Consider the following 686-nt stretch of genomic DNA (forward strand, 5'->3'; position numbering starts at 1 on the left):
TCCCACGCGCCTCCAGGCAGTCCTTCACCCGCGCCCCTCCAAACTTGATGTCGGCGCAGAACTTCTTCTTGTCGCCCATGCACTTCTTGAACAGGCGCTGCGATAGCCGCAGGTCATCTGCATTCTCCACCTCCTGGCGGAAGAGCTCCTCCTGGCACTCCCAGGACACGGAGACGGCCTTGTCGCGGCAGGCAGTCCTGGATGCGGCCCTCGCCCGGGTTCACATTCGCACACAGCTGCTTCGCGTCCGGCTCGCATGCCGCATGCAGGTCCGCATCTGTGCGGTAGTCCTTGGCCGCCTCGAGCTGTGTGTTGAAGATCTCTGCTGAGCAGGTGGCTGATAGGGAGTCCTTCAGGTCCCTGAGGCATGTAAGCACTGCCACTGGGTCTGTGGGGTCCTGATCAGCGCAGAGCTTGGTTGCATCCTCCTTGCATGCCTTGGCAAGGGCAAGATTTTTATTAATGCTCTCGCCAAGCTCGATTTTGAAAGCCGCCAGCTCCCCCTTGCAATCATCGGTCAACGTTTTTCCTTCGATGTTCCCTTTCGCCTCTTCATCCTGCTGCTTCGTTAAGCAGATTGCCAAGCGACCCTCCCCAGGTTTCACAGTCGCACAGAAGTTCTCAACATCTCCAGCACAGGCCCCTGTGGTGGCCACATCTCCTGTTCCACTGGGCAACACGCCAAT

General features: G+C 58.7%; 2 protein-coding genes. Both read right to left on the bottom strand.

Going from position 1 to position 686, the window contains the following annotated elements; genetic code table 11:
- The coding region (locus ON23_RS40095; protein ID WP_218001126.1) for a cysteine rich repeat-containing protein at nt 1-169 on the bottom strand (169 nt) is incomplete at its 3' end.
- Nucleotides 114-686, bottom strand: a 573-nt coding sequence (locus ON23_RS40100; protein WP_218001125.1) for a cysteine rich repeat-containing protein, incomplete at its 5' end; no start/stop codon positions are given. The genes ON23_RS40095 and ON23_RS40100, both read right to left, overlap by 56 nt.

Source organism: Nocardia cerradoensis NBRC 101014 (genome assembly GCF_000308535.1).
Lineage (GTDB): Bacteria > Actinomycetota > Actinomycetes > Mycobacteriales > Mycobacteriaceae > Nocardia > Nocardia cerradoensis.